The organism is Acidaminococcus sp. (assembly GCF_057597765.1).
On the sequence record NZ_DBMBXK010000013.1, the window covers coordinates 1 to 15,280 of the forward strand.

General features: G+C 56.7%; 15 protein-coding genes. 1 reads left to right on the plus strand and 14 read right to left on the minus strand.

From position 1 onward, the window contains the following. From tuf to ACZOF8_RS08870, 13 genes are all read right to left on the minus strand, one after another. On the minus strand, nucleotides 1-926 hold a 926-nt coding region (gene tuf / locus ACZOF8_RS08810; RefSeq protein ID WP_487426792.1), incomplete at its 3' end, for an elongation factor Tu. A 29-nt stretch (nucleotides 927-955) separates the two neighbouring features. After that, complete coding sequence (gene fusA, locus ACZOF8_RS08815; RefSeq protein WP_022486811.1) at nucleotides 956-3,043, minus strand: elongation factor G; 2,088 nt, start codon at nucleotides 3,041-3,043, stop codon at nucleotides 956-958. Between the two features lie 23 nt (nucleotides 3,044-3,066). Next, nucleotides 3,067-3,537 carry a 30S ribosomal protein S7 gene (gene rpsG / locus ACZOF8_RS08820; RefSeq protein ID WP_012939265.1) on the minus strand — a complete coding sequence of 157 codons (471 nt, stop codon included), beginning with the start codon at nucleotides 3,535-3,537 and terminating at the stop codon, nucleotides 3,067-3,069. Between the two features lie 44 nt (nucleotides 3,538-3,581). Beyond that, nucleotides 3,582-3,965, minus strand: a complete 384-nt coding sequence (rpsL, locus tag ACZOF8_RS08825) for a 30S ribosomal protein S12 (RefSeq protein WP_012939266.1) — start codon at nucleotides 3,963-3,965, stop codon at nucleotides 3,582-3,584. 65 nt (nucleotides 3,966-4,030) lie between these two features. Next, nucleotides 4,031-4,285: a L7Ae/L30e/S12e/Gadd45 family ribosomal protein gene (locus ACZOF8_RS08830; RefSeq protein ID WP_288311668.1), complete on the minus strand. Its 255-nt coding sequence runs from the start codon at nucleotides 4,283-4,285 to the stop codon at nucleotides 4,031-4,033. Between the two features lie 357 nt (nucleotides 4,286-4,642). Then, nucleotides 4,643-4,996 (minus strand): cupin domain-containing protein, encoded by a 354-nt coding sequence (locus ACZOF8_RS08835; protein ID WP_279127710.1) that lies wholly within the window; start codon nucleotides 4,994-4,996, stop codon nucleotides 4,643-4,645. A 56-nt stretch (nucleotides 4,997-5,052) separates the two neighbouring features. Next, a complete protein-coding gene (locus ACZOF8_RS08840; protein ID WP_022486814.1) occupies nucleotides 5,053-5,529 on the minus strand; it encodes a threonine/serine exporter family protein in 477 nt (158 codons plus the stop codon). A 9-nt stretch (nucleotides 5,530-5,538) separates the two neighbouring features. Then, a complete protein-coding gene (locus ACZOF8_RS08845) occupies nucleotides 5,539-6,309 on the minus strand; it encodes a threonine/serine exporter family protein (protein WP_154488470.1) in 771 nt (256 codons plus the stop codon). 4 nt (nucleotides 6,310-6,313) lie between these two features. Next, nucleotides 6,314-7,009, minus strand: coding sequence for a uracil-DNA glycosylase (locus tag ACZOF8_RS08850; RefSeq protein WP_308664155.1), 696 nt, complete (start codon nucleotides 7,007-7,009; stop codon nucleotides 6,314-6,316). Then, nucleotides 7,006-8,970: a ribosomal protection-like ABC-F family protein gene (abc-f, locus tag ACZOF8_RS08855; protein WP_308664156.1), complete on the minus strand. Its 1,965-nt coding sequence runs from the start codon at nucleotides 8,968-8,970 to the stop codon at nucleotides 7,006-7,008. The genes ACZOF8_RS08850 and abc-f overlap by 4 nt, the downstream gene beginning before the upstream one ends. Nucleotides 8,971-8,975: 5 nt before the next feature. After that, entirely contained in the window at nucleotides 8,976-9,965 is a 990-nt protein-coding gene (gene galE, locus ACZOF8_RS08860; RefSeq protein ID WP_441369034.1) for a UDP-glucose 4-epimerase GalE, read from the minus strand. Between the two features lie 12 nt (nucleotides 9,966-9,977). Further along, nucleotides 9,978-11,342 carry a phosphohexomutase domain-containing protein gene (locus tag ACZOF8_RS08865; protein WP_022486819.1) on the minus strand — a complete coding sequence of 455 codons (1,365 nt, stop codon included), beginning with the start codon at nucleotides 11,340-11,342 and terminating at the stop codon, nucleotides 9,978-9,980. Nucleotides 11,343-11,360: 18 nt separating this feature from the next. Further along, on the minus strand, nucleotides 11,361-12,356 hold the full coding sequence (locus ACZOF8_RS08870; RefSeq protein ID WP_022486820.1) for a hypothetical protein: 996 nt from the start codon (nucleotides 12,354-12,356) through the stop codon (nucleotides 11,361-11,363). Nucleotides 12,357-12,513: 157 nt separating this feature from the next. On the opposite strand from ACZOF8_RS08870, the gene ACZOF8_RS08875 reads away from it, so the two are divergent. Then, a complete protein-coding gene (locus ACZOF8_RS08875; protein WP_022486821.1) occupies nucleotides 12,514-13,068 on the plus strand; it encodes a hypothetical protein in 555 nt (184 codons plus the stop codon). 163 nt (nucleotides 13,069-13,231) lie between these two features. Here ACZOF8_RS08875 and larAH10 read toward each other — a convergent pair whose 3' ends face one another. Next, entirely contained in the window at nucleotides 13,232-14,539 is a 1,308-nt protein-coding gene (gene larAH10 / locus ACZOF8_RS08880; protein ID WP_022486822.1) for an NPN-dependent 2-hydroxyacid racemase, LarAH10 family, read from the minus strand. Nucleotides 14,540-15,280: the final 741 nt, after the last annotated feature.

The window sequence follows — 15,280 nt, forward strand, 5'->3', positions numbered from 1 at the left end:
TTGAATTTGGTATGAGGATGGATGGTGCCCGGTTTGGCCAGTACCTGACCTCTTTCGATTTCGGTACGGTCGATACCACGCAGCAGGCAGCCGATGTTGTCACCGGCTTCAGCCTGATCCAGGGTCTTCCGGAACATTTCCAGACCGGTAGCTACGGACTGTTTCTTTTCGTCGGACAGACCAACGATTTCAACAGTGTCCCCAACTTTGATCACGCCACGTTCCACACGGCCAGTAGCTACGGTACCACGGCCAGTGATGGTGAACACGTCTTCGATAGGCATCAGGAACGGTTTTGCCAGGTCATGGACAGGAGTAGGAATGTATTCGTCAACAGCCTTCATCAGTTTCCGGATGTTGTCTTCCTGTTCTTTGTCCCCTTCCAGGGCTTTCAGAGCGGAACCCACAACGATGGGCACTTCGTCTCCAGGATAGCCGTACTGGCTCAGCAGGTCACGGACTTCCATTTCAACCAGTTCGATCAGTTCAGGATCGTCAACTTGGTCGGATTTGTTCAGGAACACTACGATGGCAGGTACGCCAACCTGGCGGGCCAGCAGGATGTGTTCACGGGTCTGAGGCATGGGGCCGTCAGCAGCGGAAACAACCAGGATGGCACCGTCCATCTGAGCAGCACCGGTGATCATGTTCTTTACATAGTCAGCGTGCCCCGGGCAGTCAACGTGTGCATAGTGTCTGGTTTCGGTTTCGTATTCAACGTGAGCGGTGTTGATGGTAATCCCACGTTCTCTTTCTTCCGGAGCCTTATCGATATCGGCATAAGCTTCGAAAGTGGCTTTGCAGCCCGGAGTTTCGGACAGGACTTTGGTGATAGCCGCAGTCAGGGTCGTCTTGCCGTGATCGACGTGACCAATGGTACCAATGTTAACATGGGGTTTGGTTCTTTCAAATTTCTCTTTAGCCATTGTGATATCCTCCTAGTGATGCCAGGACATTAGTCCTGTGCGGTTCCCTTATTTTTGGCAATGATCGCTTCCGCGATGTTCTTGGGAACTTCTTCGTAATGGTCTACTTCCATGGAGTAGTTGCCGCGGCCCTGGGTCTTGGAACGCAGGTCCGTTGCATACCCGAACATTTCGGACAGGGGAACATAAGCCGTGATAACCTGTGCACCGCTTCTTGCTTCCATGCCTTCGATGCGGCCCCGGCGGGAGTTCAGGTCGCCGATAACGTCGCCCATGTACTCTTCAGGGATGGTGACTTCCACTTTCATGTACGGTTCCAGCAGAACAGGGTTTGCTTTCAGGGCACCATTCTTGAAGCCCATGGAACCGGCAATCTTAAATGCCATTTCAGAGGAGTCGACTTCGTGGTAGGAGCCGTCGAACACGGTAACTCCGATATCCACCATGGGATACCCGGCGATGACACCGTTTTCCATAGCTTCCTTGACACCGGCTTCAACAGGAGCGATGTATTCCTTGGGAATGGCACCGCCAACGATCTTGTTTTCGAACTTGAAGCCTTCGCCCGGCTGCAGCGGAGTCAGTTTCAGCCAGCAATCGCCGTACTGCCCTTTACCACCGGACTGCCGTACGAATTTACCCTGGCTTTCCACTTCCTTGCGGATGGTTTCTCTGTAAGCTACCTGCGGGTTGCCCACGGTGCAGTCTACATGGAATTCTCTCTTCAGCCGGTCAACGATGATGTCCAGGTGAAGTTCGCCCATCCCGGAGATGATGGTCTGGGAAGATTCCGGATCCGTGCGGACACGGAAGGTGGGGTCTTCTTCAGCCAGCTTGCCCAGGGCGATGCCCATTTTTTCCTGGTCAGCCTTGGTCTTGGGTTCGATGGCCACGGAGATAACCGGTTCAGGGAACACCATGGATTCCAGGATGATGGGAGCTTTATCGTCGCACAGGGTATCACCGGTACCGGTGTCTTTCAGACCTACGGCAGCAGCAATGTCCCCGGCAAATACTTCTTCGATTTCCGTTCTGTGGTTGGAGTGCATCCGCAGGATACGGCCGATCCGTTCTCTCTTGTCTTTGTTGGAGTTGTAGACATAGGAGCCGGCGGTCAGGGTACCGGAGTACACTCTGAAGAATGCCAGACGGCCCACATAGGGGTCGGTAGCGATCTTGAAGGCCAGAGCTGCGAAAGGAGCGTTGTCATCGGAAGGTCGTTCTTCTTCTTCCCCGGTTTCCGGGTTGGTCCCTTTGATGGCGGGTACATCCAGAGGAGAGGGCATGTAGTCGATGATGGCATCCAGCAGCGGCTGTACGCCTTTGTTCTTGTAGGAAGAACCGCAGGTCACAGGGAAGAGCTTGCACTGGCAGGTCATCTTCCGGATGGCGCCTTTGATTTCTTCTTCGGTCAGATCTTCACCTTCCAGATATTTTTCCATCAGGTCGTCGTCGCTTTCCGCAACGGCTTCCAGCAGGATCTGGCGGTATTTCTGGGCTTCTTCCACGTATTCTTCAGGGATGGGTTCGAATTCTTCATCCTTGCCCAGCTTGTCCCCGTAAATGATGGCCTGCATCTTTACCAGGTCGATCAGGCCTACGAAGCTGTCTTCGGCGCCCATGGGAACCTGAATGGCAACTGCGTTGGCACCCAGACGGTCTTTCATCATCTGGATTACGTTGAAGAAGTCAGCCCCGGTGGTATCCATCTTGTTTACATAAGCGATACGGGGGACGTTGTATTCTTCCGCCTGACGCCATACGGTTTCGGACTGGGGTTCAACACCGCCTTTGGCGCTGAATACAGCCACAGAGCCATCCAGTACACGCAGGGAACGTTCTACTTCAACGGTGAAGTCAACGTGCCCCGGGGTGTCGATGATGTTAATGGAATGGCCTTTCCAATGGCAGGTCGTAGCAGCGGAAGTAATCGTAATACCACGTTCTTGTTCCTGGACCATCCAGTCCATGGTGGCAGCCCCATCATGAACTTCACCGATCTTGTGCGTCTTGCCGGTGTAGAACAGGATACGTTCCGTGGTCGTAGTTTTACCGGCATCGATGTGAGCCATGATACCGATGTTTCTAATTTTATCTAAGGGAAACTCTCTACCCACGAATTACTCCTCCTTAAGGAATCTTACCAACGATAGTGAGCAAAAGCTCTGTTTGCTTCAGCCATCTTGTGCGTGTCTTCACGTTTCTTCACGGAAGCGCCGGTGTTGTTGGCGGCATCCATCAGTTCGCCGGCAACCCGTTCGCACATGGTCTTTTCACCGCGCAGGCGGGAATAGTTGACCAGCCACCGGATACCCAGAGTGGTTTTCCGGTCAGCTCTGACTTCCACAGGAACCTGGTAGTTGGCACCGCCCACCCGGCGTGCTTTTACTTCCAGGACAGGCATTACGTTCTTCATGGCAGCGTCGAACACTTCCATGGGATCCTTCCCGGTCTTGGAATGGATCAGATCGAATGCGTCATATACGATACGCTCAGCAACACCTTTTTTGCCGTCGAGCATAATTTTGTTGATGAATCTGGTTAACAGTTTGGAACCATATACTGGATCCGGTAATACGTCTCTTTTGGTTACAGGACCTTTTCTCGGCATCTGTATTTCCTCCTTCGTTATTGTCTCATTCTACAGCAGGCAGCTTATTTCTTGGCTGCTTTCGGGCGTTTTGCACCGTATTTGGAACGGCCCTGGTTGCGGTCAGCAACACCGGCGGTATCCAATGCGCCGCGAATGATGTGATAACGAACACCGGGAAGATCCTTGACTCTTCCGCCTCTGATCAGGACAACGGAGTGTTCCTGCAGATTGTGGCCAATACCAGGAATGTAAGCAGTGACTTCAATCCCATTGGTCAGACGGACACGGGCAACCTTCCGCAGAGCAGAGTTAGGTTTTTTCGGAGTGGTGGTGTACACTCTCGTGCAGACACCGCGTTTTTGCGGTGAATTTTTCAATGCTGGCGCCGTGGATTTTTGAGTAATAACTTGTCTACCTTTACGAACCAATTGGTTGATTGTAGGCATTCCGGCACCTCCTTTCTCGAGAATAAGATTTAATGATTATGAAGATCTGCCGTTTCCGGCAGATTCTACCGGGTTTTGAGCACAGCGGCTACGGAAGCTCCCACATGGATGCCGCAGGCCTTGCCGAGTTCCAGCATGGTATCCACAGTTTCCACTGTGATGCCCTTGGCTTCACACAGGTCCCTGACAGGCCCTGTTACATGGTCATCCGCATCCCGGGCGATCAGGACTCCTGCGGCCCGATCCCGGGCAATGGCCTTTTGGGACTGCTTCACACCGACTACAACCGGCGAACCGTTTTTTACGTCTGCGAGAAACATTTGACACCTCCAAAAGACATACTACCCCTCTGTGACACTGTGGTATTGTAACATTACTGACAGCCAATGTCAATATTTTTTCGGGATTTTTTTCGGTTTTCGGCCACATTTTATGCGCTTCTTTCTTTACACAGTTCCGTGCGTTTCTTTTAGTGTAAGCAAGGGGAAATTTCCTCGCTTCCCGGACACTGGTACCGCAGTAAAGCAGGGAAATTTTCGCAGATTTAAGGTCAATTCAGCCGAAAAAAATGCATTTTTTATACAAGAGTTCACATTTTTTTTACAAAAAAAGAAACCCGCCAAAAGCGGGTTTCCTCCTCCGGCCGCTGACCGTTGGCAGCCGACTATTGACAATCCTTATCTCTTATACCCCGGCGTATTGCAGATCAGAGCGATGAACACCAGATCCTCCTTGCCGGTGTTCTTCAGGCCGTGGGTGCCTCCGTCGGCGCAGAAGGTCACGTCCCCGGCCTTTACGGTCAACTTCTTGTCCTCGTCGGTGTATTCCCCTTCTCCCTGGAGCAGGTAGTAGGTCTCATTGTTCCCCAGATGCTGATGGACAGGGACGGCACAGCCCGGATGCAGGGTGATCTGGGCGAACAGGTCATTGTTCCCCTGGAAAGCGGACGGGTCCATGAGGATTTCCTTTTCGATGGTCCCGGTCCCTGGATTGTTGACCACCTGTTTTTCTCGTTTCGTGAATACTGCCATTGGGCATTCCTCCTTCACATTTCCTGTCTGTATTATAGCCAGTCTTCCGATTTTCCTCAACGGCCGTGCCGACGTTTGTCCCGGACCATCTTCTTGCTGGTCTTGTACACCTTGGCCAGGCCGGACACCAGCAGGATCCCCATGGCAATGGCTGTGGCATCCAGGGCGGCGGACACAAAGGTGTGCATCCCCAGGCTGTAGGCATTGAGCATGGTGTAGTTCATGGCCCGGTACAAGGGCAGTCCGGGCACCAGGGGGATGATCCCCGGAATGGAGAAGATGGGCACCGGCTGCCGGTACCAGCGGGCAAAGATCTCGCTGCAGATGGAAAGGGCCACAGTGCCGGCAAAGTTGCTGAGCATGGAGCTGAGGCCGAAGCCGCTCAACAGGATAATGTACACCCCGAAGCCCACCATACCCACGAACCCCGCCTTGTACAGGCAGCTTTCCGGGCATTTGAACAGTTTGCCGAAGGCCACGGTGGCGAAAAAGGAAAATACGGTTTTGATGAAAATGGTTGCTGCCAGCGGCATAAAAGCCTCCTACATGTACAGTATGCCCAGGACGGTGGCGATGCCGATGGCCACCCCGCCCACCAGGAAAATGGCTTCCCCGGCCCGGCAGGTGCCGCTGAGCAGGTCTCCGGCCATGAAATCCCGGATCCCGTTGGTAAAGGCCATCCCCGGCAGGTAGGGCATCACGCCCCCGGCAATGGCCAGTTCCATCACAAGGTCCGGACAGGCCATCCGGAACAATACCACCGTAAGACAGATAATGGCCCCGGCCATGGTGGTCTCCCAGAAGCTGCTGGGCCGGAAGGGAGACACCGCCTTCACAAAGGCCATGGAAAGCAGGGACCCCAGCAGGGCTGCCAAAAATTCCAGGTATCCGCCCCCCAGTACCACGGCGAAGAAAGCCCCGGCCAGGCCGGACCAGAAGATCTCCTCCCGGGCCGGACGGGGTTTCCGCATGGTCTTTTCCTCCAGGATGGCCATGGTGTCCTGGAAGCTCTTTCCCCAGGTGGGCATGTGGAAGCTCATGTCGTTCACTTCGCTGATGAGGGTCAGATCCGTCCCCCGGTGGGTCACCCGGTACATGAGGCTGGCCCCTTCCATGGTCTCCTCCCCGATCATGATCAGGGAAGGGGTGCAGAAGGCCGCAATGGTGTTCATGCCTCCCTCGTGGCAGATCCGCAGCATGGTGTCCTCCACCCGGTAGGTCTCTGCCCCGCTGACCAGCAGGATCTTTCCGGCGGTCAGGGCGATTTTCAGCACCTGTTCCTTGCTCATGGATGCTAAGGTACTTTTGGTCATAGTTTCACCTCGGTTGGGCAAAAAGAGCCCCTACCGCCGCCCGGAACCGGTTGGCCCCGCCCATGGAGGGATGGGGCACCGCCGCACAGGGCACCCCGTATTTCTCCAGGGTACCGGCGCTTTTCCGTCCGATGGCGATCACCTGGAGCCCGGGCACCAGGTCCAGGAGCATCCGGGCATAGCGGATCCCCTGATCCAGTTCCAATCCCGTGGGAGTCCGGTTGGTGAGGATCCCGGAAGGCTTGTAGGGATGGAAGGGGAAAATGTTCCACAAAATGGTCTGGAAGGGAGCCAGCCCCTGGGCCGCCAGTTCTCCCCACATAATGGTGGCGGTGGGTTCGTTGAACCCTTCCTCCTTCTGTTTCCGGTTCAAAAGAGGGCTGTCCGGATTGCTGGTCCGCCGGTAATCCCAGCCTTCTCCCAGCACCACCTCCGGCCGCACTGCAGGATGGTGGCCCAGGAGGATCCGTTCGCTGGTCATGGCCATGCCGGAAAAATGGCCCCCCTGGTATCCCAGCCCTTCCGCAATGAACAGGAACCGGGCCTGTTGCCGGAGCTGGAGGTACCGGCGGAAATTGGCGGACCGGATCACCGGAGCTTCCGGTCCAATATCGCAGGAGGGATCATACTCCCCCCAGGGATTGAAGCAGCCGTCCCCATGGAACTGCTGCAGAGCATGCAGAAATTCGTCGATTGTCATTCCAGTGACTCCATGAGTTTTTCCCATTTTTCCATAAGCCCGTCCAGGATCTTGTCCTGTTCCGCGTACTCTTCCGCCAGTCTGGTGCTGGTTTCCAGGTCCTGCTGGTTGGCCGGGTCGGCGATCTTGTCGCTGAGCACCTTCTGGAGAGCTTCATATTCCCGGATCTTCAGTTCCACCTGGGGCAGCAGCTTCTGGGCTTCCGCCGGGCTGTAGGGCTTCTTTTCCGTTTTCTTTTCCGCAGGGGGCGCCGGGGCTGCCGGTTTGGCGGCCGCCGGTTCCTGTGCTCCCTGGGGCGCCGGCTTTTCTTCCTTCCGGGAGGCAGCCGGTACCGCCGGAGCCGTTTGTCCTTCCCGGCTCCGGTTCTTGTCCCGTTCTTCCAGATAGAAGTCGTAGTTCCCTTTGTAATCGGTCACATGGCCTTCTTCCACCGCCCAGATCCGGCCGGCCACCTCGTTCACCAGATACCGGTCGTGGCTTACCAGGAGCACGGTGCCGTCAAAGGTTTCCAGGGCCGCTTCCACCGCCTCCTTGGCGGCGATGTCCAGATGGTTGGTGGGTTCGTCCAGGAGCAGGCAGTTGGCCCCGTCCAGCACCAGCTTCAGCAGCACCAGCCGGGCCTTCTGGCCCCCGGACAGGGTCCCGATCACCTTGAACACATCCTCCCCGTGGAACATCATGCTCCCCAGGAGACGGCGGGTCTGTTCGTCGGTGAGCCCGTATTCCGTCAGGAAGTTCTCCATAATGGTCTGTTTCTCGTCCAGCCGTTCATAGCTCTGGGAGAAATAGCCGATCTTCACCCGGTTCCCGATCCGTGCCTCTCCTTTGAGAGGCGGCAGTTCCTGGAGGATGGTCTTCAGCAGGGTGGATTTCCCGCAGCCGTTGGGGCCGATGATGGCCACCTTTTCTCCCCGGCGCAGGGTCAGGTCCACATCCTGGAGCAGGAGATGCTGGGGATACCCCACATCCAGGTGTTCCAGCATGATCACCTTTTCCGCACACTCCGCCGCATGGGGCAGCCGCAGCTGGAACTCTTCCTCCTGGACCGGGGCGTCGATCCGCTCCAGCCGATCCAGCTGGGACTGGCGGCCCCGGGCCATCTTGCTCTTGATCCCCGCCTTGAACCGGCGGATGTAGGCCTCCTGCCGGGCGATGTATTCCTGCTGGGCCTCATAGGCCCGGGTCTGGGTCAGCACCTGGATTTCCTTCTGTTCCAGATACCGGGAATAGTTCCCCTTGAACCGGTGGATCGTGCCCCCTTCCATTTCCAGGATCTCTTCCACCACATTGTCCAGGAAGGCCCGGTCATGGGAAATCACCAGCACTCCGCCCCGGAATTCCCGGAGGTACTTTTCCAGCCATTCGCTCATGACGATGTCCAGGTGGTTGGTGGGTTCGTCCAGGATCAGCATGTCCGGAGAATTCACCAGGGCCGCCGCCAGCTGGAGCCGGGTCTTCTGTCCCCCGGACAGCTTGTCCGCCCGCCACTGCCAGGTGTCTTCCGGATACCCCAGCCCCAGCAGCACCCGTTTGATGTTGCTTTCGTAATGGTATCCGTCCAGATGGGCATACCGGCTTTCCGTCCGGGCATACTGGTCCAGGATCCCCTGGAGCTCTTCTCCCTGGGCCCGGCCGCTGGCTTCCTCCAGCCGGCGCATCTTCTCCCGCAGGTCCAGGATATCCGGACAGGCGTGCTGCATGAACTCCCGGACCGTTTCCTCCCGGAAGTCGTCAAACCCCTGTTCCACATACCCCAGCCGCAGTTCCCCGGCGAACTTCACCGACCCTCCGTCGGCGAAATCCGGGTTCAGCAGACACCGGAGCAGGGTGGTCTTCCCGCTGCCGTTGACCCCCACCAGGCCCACTTTTTCTCCCTGGCGGATGGTAAAGCTTACATTCTGAAAAATATCGTGGACGCCGAAACTTTTTTTCAGGCCGTCCACGGTCACCAAAATATCCATACTCCTTATTTCTCGTATCCTTTGGGATGCCCTTCATGCCACCGCCAGGCGGTTTCCACGATTTCTTCGATCTGGCTGTGCTTGGGCTCCCAATGGAGCTCCTTCTTGATTTTTTCCGAAGAGGCGATCAGTTTCGCCGGGTCTCCTGCCCGCCGGGCCTCTTCCTTCACTGTAAAGTTCCGTCCCGTGACCTTCTTCACCGCGTCGATGATTTCCCGGACGGAAAAGCCGTTTTCCGTTCCCAGGTTGTACGTCCGGCAGTCCCCGCCGTTCCGGAGATGGTCCATGGCCAGTACATGGGCGCTGGCCAGATCCTTCACATGGATGTAGTCCCGGAGGCAGGTGCCGTCAGGAGTGGGATAATCCGTGCCGAAAATGGACACGCTTTCCCGCTGGCCCAGGGCCGCCTGGATAATGAGAGGGATCAGATGGGTCTCCGGCCGGTGGTCTTCCCCGATGTTCCCCAGAAGGGACGCCCCGGCGGCGTTGAAGTACCGGAGGGCCACATAGCGCAGGCCGTAGGCATGGCTGTAGTCTTCCATCATCTTTTCGATCATCAGCTTGGTCCGGCCGTACACATTGGTGGGCTGGAGAGGCATGTCTTCCGTAATGGGCACCTGGGCCGGTTCCCCGTAGACAGCCGCTGTGGAAGAGAACACCAGCTGTTCCACTCCCGCTTCCCGCATGGCATCCAAAAGCCCCAGGGTGCCGGCCACATTGTTGTAGTAGTATTTCCCCGGATTCACCATGGATTCTCCCACCTGGCTGCTGGCCGCAAAATGGAGGACCCCGTCGATTTCATATTCCCCCAGGATATGCTTCAGGAAGTTGAAGTCATGGATATCCCCTTCGATGAGCTGGACCTTGTCCGACACCGCATCCACATGGCCGGTGCTGAAATTGTCATAGACAATGGGCGTATATCCGTTGGCCGTCAGTTCTTCCACCACATAGGAGCCGATATAGCCGGCTCCCCCTGTTACCAGTACATTCATCCGTTTTGCCTCCTATGCTCTTTCTCCGCCGATCAGATCCAGCATTTCCCGGGTCTTCTGTTTCAGCAGATCCTTGTCCCCCCGGGTTTCCACATTCAGCCGCACCACCGGTTCCGTGTTGGATTTCCGCAGGTTGAACCGCCATTCATTGTACACCACGCTGAGCCCGTCCATCCGGTCCTGGATCCCGGAACGGAAATGCTTGGACAGCCGTTCCAGCACTTCGTCCGCATCCTTCACCTTCAGGTTGATTTCCCCGCTGCAGGGATACTCGCTGATCCGGGCATCCACCAGCTGGGACAGGGTCATGCCGGAAGTGGACAGAAGGGAGATCAGCAGCAGCCAGGGGATCATCCCGCTGTCGCAGTAGGAGAAATCCCGGAAATAATGGTGGGCGCTCATTTCGCCCCCGTACAGCACACCCTGCCGGCGCATGCATTCCTTGATGAAGGCGTGGCCGCTCTTGCACCGTACCGGCTGGCCGTCGTACCGGGCAATGATGTCTTCCGTATTCCAGGTGAGCCGGGGATCGTAAAGAATCTTGCTGCCGGGATGCTTCTGGAGGAAGTACTGGGCAAAGAGCCCCACCAGATAATACCCTTCGATGAACCGGCCGTTTTCGTCAAAGAAGAAGCACCGGTCGAAGTCCCCGTCCCAGGCAATCCCCAGGTCGGCCCCGTTCTTTTTCACAGCGTCCGAGGTGGCTGCCCGGTTTTCCGGCAAGAGCGGGTTGGGCACCCCGTTGGGGAAAGTGCCGTCCGGGGTATCATTAATCATGATGAACTGGCAGGGCAGGTGCTTTGCCAGTTCCTTCACAATGGGACCGGCGCCCCCGTTCCCCGGGTTGGCCACGATCTTGAGAGGCAGCAGGCTCTTTACATTGATATAGGAAAGAAGATGGTCCACATAGCTGGGGACGATATCCACTTTTTTGTAGGTTCCCGGTTCCGCCGCCTTGGGCACCCGGGTCTCGAAGTCTTCCGCTGCCACCAGTTCCGCCAGGTCCTTCAGCCCCGTATCCGCAGAAATGGGCCGGGCTTCGGAACGGACCAGCTTCATGCCATTGTAGTCCTTGGGGTTGTGGCTGGCGGTGATCATCATACCCCCATCGGTTTTCAGGTGGGCGGTGGCGAAATAGATCATTTCCGTGCCGCACTGGCCCAGATCCTGGACATTGGCCCCGGCATCCCGCATGCCCTTTACCGCCGCTTCGCTGAGGGCCGGTCCGCTGAGCCGGATGTCATGGCCCACCACCAGTTCTTTGGCCTGGAGCTTCCAGGCCAGGGCCCGTCCCAGCCGGTAAGCCAGGTCTTCGTTCACTTCGCTGGGGACGATGCCCCGGATGTCATAGGCTTTAAACGCTTTGGTACTGATCATGATGGTTCCTCCCCACAATTAGTCGTTCTCATCCAAAAGAGCCAGGTTTTCCATGGGCAGCAGGTCCTGGGCCTTGCCCAGGGGCACCCGCAGGCCGCTTCGGTTCAGGATGGCCATGCTGCCGTTTTTCAGCACAATATCCGTCCGTGCCAGTTCCCGGAGCACAAAGCCCAGGGCCACCAGGAAGTTCAGACGGTCCTTTTCCTCCAGGGTAAATGTCTGGTAATCGGTCTTTTCCAGGAGCAGCCGCTGGAAGAACTGGATCTGCTCCCGCTGTTCATTTTTCAGGGTCTCGGTGGTCTTGTACACATGGCGGACCACTTCCAGCAGCCGTTCCCCCCGGGCCTCCGCATCCGCCAGGAGCAGGGACTGGGTATCCGTATCCGTCTTGAAATGGACCGCCTCATCCTTGGTCATTTTGGACCCGTCCTTGTCGGAAAAATACCCGGGCCGCAGCACCTTGGGGAAGCACATGATGGATTCCAGCACGCTCATTTCATCCAGGGCCGTCACTTCTGAAGTGTACAGAGGCTGGTCCATGATCTGTTCCATCACCAGCTTGGCCTCGTCCCGTTCCAGTTCCGACTGGCTGTAGGAACTGGCCGCTCCCCCCTGGAGAGCCACCACCGTCAGCATCCCGGTGCCTTCCGTATCCAGTTTCTTTTCCTGGATCCGGTCCACCACCCGGCGGATCCGTTTCAGCTTCCGCACATCCTGGGGCAGCAGATGGAGATTCTTATGGGTCTTGTAGGTATAATGGCCCGGTTTGTTCTCGATCTTGTCCAGGATGGCAAAGACCTTGTCGTAGCAGCCCCAGATATGGAGCTTCAGACGGCCCAGTTCTTCCACTTCCGGAGTCAGCTGCTCCAGCACCTTGTAGAACTTGAACCTTTCTTCATTATACCGTTCAATGGCATTTTTCACCATGTTTTCAGAGCTGGTGGCACTTTTATACAGTTTCAGTCCGGCAGCGCCGATCCCGGCAGCCGCCCACACCACAAGAGGTATTGGCATAGGATTTCCTCCGTTTCCTGCACTGTACCCACAGCGGATACAAGATAACTCTACAAATTATAGCCCGATTCCCCAGGTTAGTCAAAACGAAAAGCCGTTGAAAGCTGTCCCCATCCGTTGTAAAATGGGAAGACAGAACCTAAGAGGAGGAACACCCATGAAAAAATTCCTGGCTATGGCCACCCTGCTCCTGACTCTGCTGGCCCTGCCCCTGACGGCAGGCGCGGAACGCAGCGGCTGGAAGAGCAGCACCTTTGCTTTTAAAAATGTGAAAGTCGTGTATCTGAAGGATCTTTCCCGGCAGGATACGGACTTCCGGAAAGCCCATCCCGCCTTTACCCGGGACGACGATGCGGTCCGGAAGACCCTGCTGACCCTCCAGCGGGACTTCAAGAAAGAAGGGGTCACCGTATACAGCAACCCGGTGATGCTGCCGGACAAGAAGCTCCGGAACACCATCACCCTCCAGGTCCAGGTGAACCCGGTGGGGATCGAGACCGCTGACGGTACCGAGCCCGCTGCCCGGAAAGGGAACAAGCTGGCCAAGGGGGAAACCGCTTACGCAGGCGTCACCTTCCTGGCCACCAAGAACGGTCAGGCCATCTACCAGGTCACCGATGCACGGACCAGCACGGAATACGATTCCGACACCCTGCTGGCCGCCATCATCCGCACCGCCACCGACGAAATGACGAAGAATGCGAAGAAATGACAAAAGGGACTGTGAAAAAATGAGAAATCATTTTTTCACAGTCCCTTTTGTCACTGGTCAACGGTCACTGGTCACTGGCCGATTGATTATGATCTGCCCCCTCGTTAGATAATACTAACGATTGTAAACGGGGGAAATGAAGGGAAGATGAAGAGTTTTTCATCTATTTCTCCGGCTCCTCCGCGATGACCCCTCCGCAGTGAGGGATGAGGTTCAGGGTATAGTCCTTCTTCCCCTCCCGGGCCAGCTGGGCCTGGGCCTTTTCCCAGGCTTCGGCCACCGTGGCGCAGGGGATCTGATTGGTCTTCCGGATGGCGTCGAAATTCTCCTTTTTCGTCACCAGGTAGATGGTGTACCGGTGGGTCATGCAGAACAGGTTGAACGCCACAAAGAAGGGAATGCTGAAATTCTCCCGCAGGGCCTTTTCCATGTCCTTCTCGCTGTCATACTTGAAACTGCCAAGATATTCCGGCGGTTCGTACAGGTCACTGGCCTCCATGATGGCGATGATGATGCCCCCCGGTTTGGTGGTCACATCTGCCGGATCATAGCATTTGCAGCCCTGATACAGGGATACATCCTTGGGATAGCCCCCGGCACAGGCAAAGGTCACATCCGCCCGGGCCTTGAAAGAGACCGCTTGGTTGTCATGGCAGATCCGGGTCCCTTCCAGCCAGGCCTGGTAGGGATCACCGGCCACCATGCGGCAGATTTTCCCTTCATTGTTGATGATGGAATGGACCAGGAACGTGGGCTTGACCATCTCCATGGCATCCAGCATATCGTAGTTCACCGGGTTGTCCTGGAGTACTCCGTTCCGGGTCTTGGGGTTGATGCCGTCCCCAAAATGGTCCGCCAGGGCATGGCAGTGGTTCTCCTGGATGGTATCCCAGCCGGCCACCCCGGGCAGGAGCAGTTTCCGGCCGCCCCCATAGCCGGCAAAAAGATGGGCGGTGATGCCGTCGATGATCACGATCTTGTCCGCTTCCACCACCCGCTTGTTCAGCATCACACGGGTCCCGAACCGGGTGGTCCCCACACAGGTCAGTTCATCGTTGTTCCGGCAGTGGTGCTGGTACATCCGGATCCGCCGGGCCACTTCTTCGCCCACCACCCGGACATTTTCCTCCGGAGTCTGCTCCCGGTGGGTTCCCTGGGCAAAGACAATGTACATGTCCTCATCCGGCACCCCGGCCAGGTTCAGTTCATTGACCACATGGATCACATATTCAGAAGACCGGTTCCAGGAACGGGTCACATCGGCGATGACCAGGCAGACCTTGTCCCCTTTCCCGAACATTTCCTGGAGAGGCCGGCAGCCGATGGGATGGCGCATGGCCTCCAGGGTGGCCTGCTCCACATCCACCGCCGGCACCGGACGGCCTTCGATGATGCTGCTGATCCGTTCCTCCGGCAGTTCCACTTCCTGGGTGGTCCTGCCAAAATTAAAGCTGAATTTCCTGAGTCCCACGATATCTTCCTCCCTTTCAGACAGAAACTGCAGACGGTTGGAGCAAAAAAACTGTTTATACAGAATATTATAGCACAATCTGCCAGGGGCAAGCCGTTTCCATGTATCTGAAGTATGTGTCAACAAGTTCTCGGTGAATCCTTCATCGCCGTATAGTTATTCAGAAATGGTGTCAAAAATTTTTTATCGTTGCTTTGAGGTCGACGACGTAGGGGTTTCGCCGCAGGCAAACCCGTCCCGGCCTCCCAGAGGGGAAAAGTCCTCCTATACTCTTCCACCCGCAAGGGCTCTCCGCCGGGAGGGCAGACCCGTTCGTCCCTGGCGGGAGGCTCACAGCCTATCGCCTTGCCCTGACGGTCAAAGGCAGCGGCTACGGACCAGGAAGCCGGACCCCATCGCCCGCGTGCTCCACCCCAGGAGCGACAACACCCGATGTTGTCCCGTAACCAAGGCATCCAGATGTGTCCCCCTGAAAGTCGGATGCCAGATGCTGCGCATCTGCCTTTGAACGTAAAAAACCGTAGGCCGGGATGGGCTTCCCTGCGGGCAGCCCCTACCACGTTGGGGGCAGAGGACCAGCAGGAAATCAGAGAAACGGGGTTGTCAAAAAATCCGTTCCTGTGACCGTTGTATCCAACATCCGACCCCAAGGTTGTAGGGGCGGGCCACAGGCCCGCCCGTCCCGGCCTCCGGTTTTTATCCGTTCCCAGGAAACCGCCCCGGTGGGTTCCCTCCTGCCGC

Bases quoted from the DNA above. Each gene is read 5' to 3' on its own strand.
- rpsG (WP_012939265.1), bottom strand. From the start codon at position 3,537: ATGCCGAGAAAAGGTCCTGTAACCAAAAGAGACGTATTACCGGATCCA.
- rpsL (WP_012939266.1), bottom strand. From the start codon at position 3,965: ATGCCTACAATCAACCAATTGGTTCGTAAAGGTAGACAAGTTATTACT.
- ACZOF8_RS08830 (WP_288311668.1), bottom strand. From the start codon at position 4,285: ATGTTTCTCGCAGACGTAAAAAACGGTTCGCCGGTTGTAGTCGGTGTG.
- ACZOF8_RS08835 (WP_279127710.1), bottom strand. From the start codon at position 4,996: ATGGCAGTATTCACGAAACGAGAAAAACAGGTGGTCAACAATCCAGGG.
- ACZOF8_RS08840 (WP_022486814.1), bottom strand. From the start codon at position 5,529: ATGCCGCTGGCAGCAACCATTTTCATCAAAACCGTATTTTCCTTTTTC.
- ACZOF8_RS08845 (WP_154488470.1), bottom strand. From the start codon at position 6,309: ATGACCAAAAGTACCTTAGCATCCATGAGCAAGGAACAGGTGCTGAAA.
- ACZOF8_RS08850 (WP_308664155.1), bottom strand. From the start codon at position 7,009: ATGACAATCGACGAATTTCTGCATGCTCTGCAGCAGTTCCATGGGGAC.
- abc-f (WP_308664156.1), bottom strand. From the start codon at position 8,970: ATGGATATTTTGGTGACCGTGGACGGCCTGAAAAAAAGTTTCGGCGTC.
- galE (WP_441369034.1), bottom strand. From the start codon at position 9,965: ATGAATGTACTGGTAACAGGGGGAGCCGGCTATATCGGCTCCTATGTG.
- ACZOF8_RS08865 (WP_022486819.1), bottom strand. From the start codon at position 11,342: ATGATCAGTACCAAAGCGTTTAAAGCCTATGACATCCGGGGCATCGTC.
- ACZOF8_RS08870 (WP_022486820.1), bottom strand. From the start codon at position 12,356: ATGCCAATACCTCTTGTGGTGTGGGCGGCTGCCGGGATCGGCGCTGCC.
- ACZOF8_RS08875 (WP_022486821.1), top strand. From the start codon at position 12,514: ATGAAAAAATTCCTGGCTATGGCCACCCTGCTCCTGACTCTGCTGGCC.